The organism is Bartonella sp. AU18XJBT, from assembly GCF_028618595.1.
Lineage (GTDB): Bacteria > Pseudomonadota > Alphaproteobacteria > Rhizobiales > Rhizobiaceae > Bartonella.
The window spans coordinates 1-5,608 of the sequence record NZ_JAQITE010000060.1 but is presented as its reverse complement, the minus strand read 5'-3'; the positions used below and the strand labels follow the sequence as shown (position 1 = coordinate 5,608).

General features: G+C 37.7%; 3 protein-coding genes and 3 pseudogenes. 2 read left to right on the top strand and 4 right to left on the bottom strand.

Annotated elements, in window-relative coordinates; translation table 11 throughout:
* Both PVV60_RS09355 and PVV60_RS09350 read right to left on the bottom strand, forming a co-directional pair.
* The coding region (locus PVV60_RS09355; protein ID WP_273724523.1) for a DEAD/DEAH box helicase family protein at nucleotides 1-1,436 on the bottom strand (1,436 nt) is incomplete at its 3' end.
* 260 nt (nucleotides 1,437-1,696) lie between these two features.
* Nucleotides 1,697-2,011 (bottom strand): SH3 domain-containing protein, encoded by a 315-nt coding sequence (locus tag PVV60_RS09350; protein ID WP_273724522.1) that lies wholly within the window; start codon nucleotides 2,009-2,011, stop codon nucleotides 1,697-1,699.
* 338 nt (nucleotides 2,012-2,349) lie between these two features.
* Between PVV60_RS09350 and greA the strand changes: the two genes are divergently transcribed.
* Both greA and PVV60_RS09340 read left to right on the top strand, forming a co-directional pair.
* Nucleotides 2,350-2,823 carry a transcription elongation factor GreA gene (greA, locus tag PVV60_RS09345; protein WP_007347010.1) on the top strand — a complete coding sequence of 158 codons (474 nt, stop codon included), beginning with the start codon at nucleotides 2,350-2,352 and terminating at the stop codon, nucleotides 2,821-2,823.
* 17 nt (nucleotides 2,824-2,840) lie between these two features.
* Nucleotides 2,841-3,888: pseudogene (locus tag PVV60_RS09340) on the top strand (glycosyltransferase family 4 protein).
* Between the two features lie 878 nt (nucleotides 3,889-4,766).
* Here the strand turns inward: PVV60_RS09340 and PVV60_RS09335 are convergent.
* A pseudogene (locus PVV60_RS09335) lies at nucleotides 4,767-5,120 on the bottom strand (hypothetical protein); the annotation flags it as partial.
* Between the two features lie 94 nt (nucleotides 5,121-5,214).
* A pseudogene (locus PVV60_RS09330) lies at nucleotides 5,215-5,608 on the bottom strand (hypothetical protein); the annotation flags it as partial.

Sequence of the window (5,608 nt, the reverse complement as noted above, 5' to 3'; positions counted from 1 at the left end):
TCATTCACAACATCATCGACTTGATTTCTGGCTGGACGAACCTCTGTTGGTGGGTCAACAAGCCCTGTTGGACGAATAATTTGTTCTGCAAAAGTGCCGTGAGATTGTTCTATTTCCCAGCGTCCTGGTGTTGCAGAGACGGCAATCGTTTGCGGGCGCATCGCATCCCATTCTTCAAAGCGTAAAGGACGGTTATCCATACAGGAAGGTAGGCGAAATCCATATTCTGCTAGAGTTGCTTTTCTTCGAAAATCACCTCGGTACATGCCTCCAATTTGGGGAATGGTTACATGGCTTTCATCGATAAAAACAAGAGCATTGTTTGGAATGTATTCGAACAAGGTTGGTGGTGGTTCACCAGGTTTGCGTCCTGTTAAGTAGCGTGAATAATTTTCGATTCCAGAGCATGAGCCGGTGGTTTCTAACATTTCCAAATCAAAAATTGTACGTTGTTCTAAACGTTGTGCTTCTAAAAGACGTCCAGCTGCGTTCAACTCATCAAGACGTTGAACGAGTTCCATTTTGATCGATTTCATCGCTTGGTTAAGTGTTGGGCGTGGTGTTACGTAGTGTGAGTTGGCATAAATTTTAATCGATTGAAGGTCGCCTGTTTTTTGACCCGTTAGAGGATCAAATTCCGTAATTGTTTCCACCTCATTGCCAAAGAGCGAAATACGCCAAGCACGATCTTCAAGGTGGGCAGGGAAAATTTCGATTGTATCCCCTCGAACACGAAAGGAACCACGAATGAAATTAATATCTTGTCGATGATAGTGTTGGGCAACTAAATCGGCCAGTAATTGCCGTTGATTGAGTTTATCACCTTTTTCTATTTTGAAGGTCATAGCAGTATAAGTTTCTACTGAACCAATCCCGTAGATACAGGATACAGATGCGACAATAATGACGTCATCACGTTCAAGGACAGCACGTGTTGCAGCATGGCGCATACGGTCGATTTGTTCATTAATTGAGGATTCTTTTTCAATATAGGTATCAGAGCGTGCAACGTAGGCTTCTGGCTGATAATAGTCATAATAGGAAACAAAATATTCGATGGCATTATGGGGGAAGAAACTTTTAAATTCCCCATAAAGCTGCGCTGCTAGAGTTTTATTGGGAGCTAAAATCAGAGCTGGACGCTGTGTTTCTTCAATGATTTTGGCCATTGTATAGGTTTTTCCTGAGCCGGTAACACCCAAAAGCACTTGCGTACGCTCATCTTTTTGAGTTCCCTCAACCAGAGTTTTAATGGCTTTAGGTTGATCTCCTGCAGGTTCAAAGGGTGTTTCGAGTTGAAATGGAATACCACCTTCAGACTTTTCAGGACGAATAGGGCGGTGAGGTGTCCATAATGCACCATTCTTAAAAAGAGGATTACCTGAAGCAATGAGAGCAGAAAGAGCCTCTACTGTTGCTGTCACACCATTTTTCATTGTTGTATCCTTTGATAGAAAAGTGCTGGTGATTTTAAATAAAATACTAATTTTTACAATTTCATTATGACAACAGAAAAACGTTGTTGAACAGATTTATTTTGGTTTATTGGAGCTTTCATTAGGATATTGATCAAGTTTTTTCTATGAGACGAATTCTCCGAAGTATTTCTTTGGAGGGGGCATATTTGTGGTTGTTCGTGGACACTATTGCATTTTTGCCGTGATGATATTCAAGAGGGCATAAGTTATTATGGCGGTTATGGAGAACAGTCGGTACATTTGGGAACTAAAGACATTGTGTATGTGTGATAAAGATCATTTCCATCTTTAAATGAAAGATAACGAGATGACACCCAACCTATTTGAGTGTTATATCGGATATGGCACCAGTTTCCTTCACAGTTTTTAACAAAAACCAATTCTCCAGCAGAGATTAAGCCGCAAAGTGCATACTGAGTGCTAGGACCTGTTCTAAAATTAAGATTTCTCGTAACAAAAGCATTCGCAGCTTCAGATATTGTTGTGGCTAAAAAGAAAGAGCCAAACATAAAAAAAATGACGATTTTTTTCATTTTTCTGTAAAGAATTTCTTTAGAGATTTTCTATCCTTCTCTCTTGATATCCCATATGATTTCTTTTGCTAGATTATGATAAAACAGAAAAAAATACAATTCTTTCTTTTTTAGGACACTTTAAAGAGAAGAGTGAAGTTTAAGGTTTTAAACACCAAAATGAGATGTTTTAATCACTATTTGTGCATGTTTTGTTTTCTTTATTTATTTTTGTATGGAAAACAGCGATACTGTACTATATAATAAAAAAGATCGTAGTTTTCGGATTCCAAAAGTAATTTTGGAAGCCGTTTTTTGTATTTTTATTAAACCTTCCGTGTAATAGAAAGGGACGGATTATGGAAAAAGTTCCGATGACTACAGCTGGTTTTGAGAGTCTTAAAGAAGAGTTGCGTTGGCGTCAACAACAGGAGCGTCCGCGAATTATTGAAGCAATTTCTGAGGCGCGTGCACATGGTGATTTATCAGAAAATGCTGAGTATCATGCGGCTAAAGAAGCACAAAGCCATAATGAGGGGCGTATAAATGAGCTTGAAGATTATATTGCGCGAGCAGAAGTTATAGATGTTTCGCGTCTTTCAGGCGACAAAATAAAATTTGGAGCAACCATTAAACTCTTGGATGAGGATACAGAAGAAAAAAAAGTGTATCAGATCGTAGGAGATCAAGAAGCTGATGTAAAGGTTGGTAAAATCTCTATTTCTTCGCCTATTGCACGTGCACTCATTGGAAAGCAAGAAGGTGATGTGATTGAGGTGAATGCACCAGGTGGTGCGCATAATTACGAGATCATTAAGGTTCAGTATATCTAAATAACATATGGATTATTATGCGTGTATCTTTGGACGAAACTGAAATTATTGCGCCTCACTTTAAAAGGCGTTTATCGGGAGTAACATCTACGATTATTCAGCTTATTCCACTGCAACGCGAACAGGGTGTGCGTATATCCACTTTAGGGTTTGGTTTACCACAAACTTTGCCGACTCTTGCCTTTAAGGACCTTTTCGGACTTTGGAAAAGTCCGAAAGGGAAACCATTTCGTATTTGGCATGCACGGCGCAATATTGAGATGCTTTGTGGGATCTTTTTGCGCGATATATTGAAAATGAAGCTGAAACTTATCTTCACAACGTCATCATAAGCCTTTTACCAAATGGTTGATTCGCTGTATGGATAGGGTTATCGCTACCAGTACACGTACGGGCGCTTATCTAGAAGTGCCTCATAAGGTTGTTATGCATGGGGTGGATGTGAGGCGTTTTACTCCACCCCAGACCTTTGATGATTGCTTTTCTTCGACAGGATTTCCAGGAAAATATGCGGTAGGATGTTTTGGGCGTCTGCGCTACTCAAAGGGAACAGATTTATTTGTTGATGCCATGATAGCATTATTGCCTGATTACCCCGAATGGACAGCACTTATCGCTGGTCGTACAACAGAGCAATATTATCATTTTGAAAAAGAATTACGCCAAAAGATTGCTAAAGCTGGTCTAGATGATCGCATTATTTTTCTTGGTGAGATTCTGGACATCCCTTTGTGGTATCGTCGTTTAACACTTTATGTTGCACCTTCTCGTACAGAAGGTTTTGGTTTAACACCATTAGAAGCAATGGCATCACAAGTTGCGGTTGTAGCGAGTGATGCAGGATCTTATAAAGAACTGGTTGTAGAAGCGACAGGAACAGTTGTTCAAGCAGGAGATGGAGCGGCTTTAACAGCAGCAATTGAACCTTATTTTGCTGATGTAGAAAAAACATTGGTAGTCGGAAAGAAGGCTTTAACCCATGTTCGTACTCACTTTCCTTTGGAAAAAGAGGCAAGCAAGATTGAAAGTGTTTACAAAGAGCTGTTTGCGGAAAAAATACTTTGATTATGATATCAAAAATCATTCTTGAGGAATGATAAAAGGTGTTTCCTTAAAGGTGTTTCATCGTTATCAAGAAAACAGCTCAATGATATAAATGTTATTTTACAAAATTTATATTGTCTTTAGTAGAACGCTATAAGAAGTTCTCAAAATTTTAGATAAAAGATTAAAAATGTATACGCTTGAGAGCGCTATGTGGTTTATGATAAAGCATACTAGGAGAGAGGAAAGCTACTTTCATTCAGGGATATTTTAGAATAAGAAAATAATGCTTTAACTCAAGTCCAGAGATTTATGCCCTATCTTATGCGGTGTTGTATTGGTATTGTTACATTTTGTAAGACTTAAATAGATAGCAAAAAAACGTTTTCTTGTCTTAAAAAAGATAATGATGGTATTTCTATAGATAAAATAGTTGTAAATATTTTCAATAAATTCATAATAAGATCGATCGAAGATCAATATATATATATATATGATTTTTATAGATAAATTACCTTTTCAATTTGAATAAGAGCTTTGAATACCTTAAGATTTTCTCATGCCAAATCTGTTGATATTAAATCAATGAGAGCTATCCTCTTACACATTACAATTGGAAGAAGGCATGTGGTGGATAAAAACTATTGGAGACAAGGTGTAAAGAGATTTCTTATAAATTGTCTGAAATGCAGGCTGTTACGACATTAACAGAAAGAAAATAATATGGTGGTACTAATTTATATCTTATTTTGTGGTACCGATTTGCGTCTTATTATTATTTAAGTAAAAATGATGGTACCCATTTTATATCTTTCATAAGGGCTGTCGTGAAATGGGGGTGATGAGTATTGTGAGATGTTTTTTACAAGCTTGTGAATTCGTCATATAAGAGCATTAAGGATGTCACTCTTACTATAGACACAAGCATTGTCATAAACTTTAGCATATTGAGAGATAAAAGCCTTTCCATAGACCTCCGCATTGCCATAGACATGACCACAGACCTGAGAAAAATGGCGTATTTTTGCATTTTCATAAACACGGGCATAGCCATAAACCCACGCATTATCATAGACCCAGCAATTGCCATCATGAGAGAGGTTGCTTTCCTTTTCAATAAAGCCGCCTAGATCGCCCGCTTTGATATCATCAAAATCTTTTAAAGCACGAATGCGATAAAGAGTTGTAATCTGTTTAGTAATCCTATCTTTAATTTGTTTAATTTCATTGGTTAATTCATATTTTTTGCACATAAAGATACCCTCACAATCTAATGTGATAAACGTTTGATAAAATTTGGAATGGGAAATTTGAAAGAGGGGCGCCCCCGCACCGCCCGCGTCTTATTTACGCAGCATTATTTTTAATAATCTTTACAACGTGATCGTTTTCATAAATTTCACAATCTTCAGGAATCCCATATGCATAGTAAACGTTTTGTTCAACATATGAATAACCATCTCTTTTTAATCTTGCATTGCCATGGACCAAACCTCTAATGGTGTGATAACCAGTCACTTTTGCATTCCCATAAACAGAACCGTAGACCTTAACATACCCACCCACGCTAGCATTGCCATAAACCTTGCCATAAATTTTTGAAGAGCCACTTACAACAGCATGATCATAAACTACCGCCTTGCTATGAATACGAGCACTTCCTGTTAATTTTGCATTCCCATAAACCCTTGCATGATGATAAACCCAAGCATTATCAGAAAGATGCGCATTATCATAAACA

Bases quoted from the DNA above. Each gene is read 5' to 3' on its own strand.
- PVV60_RS09350 (WP_273724522.1), bottom strand. From the start codon at position 2,011: ATGAAAAAAATCGTCATTTTTTTTATGTTTGGCTCTTTCTTTTTAGCC.
- greA (WP_007347010.1), top strand. From the start codon at position 2,350: ATGGAAAAAGTTCCGATGACTACAGCTGGTTTTGAGAGTCTTAAAGAA.